This window comes from Okeania sp., from assembly GCF_983059655.1.
The window spans coordinates 8,282-10,798 of record NZ_CEZPJD010000216.1; the positions used below are offsets into that span (position 1 = coordinate 8,282).

Annotated in this window: 2 protein-coding genes; one reads left to right on the forward strand and one right to left on the reverse strand. The window is 38.3% G+C overall.

Translation table 11 applies throughout. The features are described 5' to 3' along the window. Positions 1-153: 153 nt before the first annotated feature. Positions 154-1,818 (reverse strand): DUF3352 domain-containing protein, encoded by a 1,665-nt coding sequence (locus AC3DU7_RS13975; protein ID WP_488039941.1) that lies wholly within the window; start codon positions 1,816-1,818, stop codon positions 154-156. A gap of 394 nt (positions 1,819-2,212) precedes the next feature. Between AC3DU7_RS13975 and AC3DU7_RS13980 the strand changes: the two genes are divergently transcribed. Beyond that, a partial coding sequence (locus tag AC3DU7_RS13980; RefSeq protein ID WP_488039942.1) for a hypothetical protein occupies positions 2,213-2,517 on the forward strand: 305 nt, incomplete at its 3' end.

The following is a 2,517-nucleotide window of genomic DNA, read 5'->3' on the forward strand; positions in this document are numbered from 1 at the left end:
TTAAACTTAAAAATTCTTACTTTTGACTTTTGACTTTTGAATTGAAAAGACTTCTAACTTTAAACTTAAAAATTCTTACTTTTGACTTTTGACTTTTGACTTTTGAATTGAATACTTTTGACTTTTGAATTGAATACTTTTGACTTTTGACTTTCATGGTTTTTTCAATTTCACAAATACATCATACTGGGTAGTACGATTACTACTTACAATAGATGTGATTCCAATAGACTCCATACCATCTATCCAGACTTTTTGATTTGGAGGTAGTTGCGGAATAGAAAGATTTTGAGGGTTGAAACTCCCACTAATATCAAGGAAAAAATTACCGTTAAAAGATTCTGACTCTGGTGGTAAACTTTTTTGTAATACCGTACTTTCAGCCATAGAAGTTGTTGGCGCGGGCAAAATTTGATTCTCTACAGATCCTCCTAATGTAAAAAATGCCACATTTCCATTCAACCAACCACGAATTACAGTAAAACCACCAAATGGGGAAGTCCACTTAACCACAGGTTTTCCACTGGCAATAGCTTCACCTACTTCAAATTCTTGGTTTTTCATGGCCTCATCCAATTTTTTCAGCGACTCATCCGCAGCACGGCGATCGCTTGCTTTAACCATAAACACAAACCCCGCAGCAAATTTGTTTAACTCATCCTTACTTTTAGGGATAGGTAACAAAGACAAAGAATATTCTCCTGCCATCCATTTGAGAAAATCTTCGTCTAAATTCATACCAGTTGAATTCTTCACAGCTTGACGCAATGTATCTGGGTTAATAGGAGCTACTGGGTTAGCTGCTGCACCTTTGACATAATCTGACCACATTTTCTGTAAATTACTGCCAGATACCATCATCAAAGCATTTCCTGGAATTCTATTTAACATTTCCATCGCTTTGTTTTCTACAGTAAACTTTTTCTGACTATTAGGTTTTAGCCAAGAAATAGCCTTTAAATTTATACCTTCAGGAGCTAAATTTACGCTAGCTGCCACTCCCTGGTTATCCTCAAGTTGTTTGAGATTTTCCTCAGAAACAGGAGTAATAGATTTACTAGAAGTATAAGCAGCAGCAACAGGAATATTCACATATATCAGACCAAAAGGTGAAGGAGTTTCCAATTTCTCCATCGCCTCTGTATAACCAGGAACTTTTGCCAGAGACTCGTCTCCTTTATAAATATCGATCGCCTGATTTATTGAAGTCTGGGAGTCAGTAATTACTAAATACTGATTTCCCAATGCTGCAGCAGAAATATCTTGCTTGGGAACTCCTTCCGTTTCTGTAATTTCAATACCTCTATAAGTACGTTTAACTAATTTACCTGCTTGAAGAGAGCGTGGTTGGTCTAAAATTTGTTTGGCCTTGACTGGGTTGGCGATGGGTAATACTACTACAGTTGCTTGTTGAGCTGGAGGTGGAGGAGGAGAGTCGGGAGTATTAGAGTTAGCTGCTTCTAGAGTTTGCTTGCGTAATAAAGCAATCATTATTTCCTCACCTACCCAAGGTTGAATATCTCGTTGATAGTTATAACCATAAGTAGTGAGGAAGCGATCGCGCAGTTGCCCCAATAGATTTTTAAATGCAGTTTGAGATTCTGGAGTGCCAAACTGTTGTAGTTTTTCCCATTGACTAGGGTTACTAGAGACAGAAATAGTCATCATTGCATCTTTAGGCACAACCTCAGCACCTACTGGCAAATTATCTACTGTTTCTCTGGAAGCTATTACAATGTAGCCAACGACACTACCAATAATCATTAATACGGTTGCCCCTAGTAAGGTTAAGGGTAAAGTTTTATCTTGTTTTTTCATTTTTTAAAATAGGGAGTAGGGAGTAGGGGCGTTGCTGATTCTGGGTATGATAAGCCCCCCTAGCCCCCCAAAATTGGGGGGAATAAAACTCTAGAAGTCCCCCAAAATAGGGGGATTTAGGGGGCTTTACCAGAACCAAACCGCACATTTATACTTCAATTCAGCAACGCCGGAATAAGGAATATAGATATAATTTCAAATGGTATTATAAATATTTAAGGATATAATTTGCTATAAATTTCAAATTATACCAGGACTTACCCATAAACGCTATCGGTAAGGTGTGTTAGCGGTAGCGTAACGCACCACACTTTATATCTATATGTCTGAATATCCCAACTTATAACTTTTGACTTTTGATTTTTGACTTTTGACTTAAAAAACTTTTGACTTCATGTGGATACCCTATCTAGAATCGGTTTGTCGGGACTATGCTAAATGGTGGGAGGTTTATACTCTGACGGATGTGAGAGGAAAAAAGTCTCTTCAGCAACAGCAACATATTTCCCCACTTTTGGATTTAGGTTTGATGGTACAAACTGTTGCGGAGGAAAAACAGAGGGAAAGACAAGAAGAGAAAATTGAACGGTTGACCGTTTTGGAAGGTTTGCGCGAATATGCCCCAAATCATGTTTTATTGGTGGGGCGGCCGGGATCGGGAAAATCAACTGCTTTGGCCAGATTATTGTTGGAGGAGGC

Bases quoted from the DNA above. Each gene is read 5' to 3' on its own strand.
- AC3DU7_RS13975 (WP_488039941.1), bottom strand. From the start codon at position 1,818: ATGAAAAAACAAGATAAAACTTTACCCTTAACCTTACTAGGGGCAACC.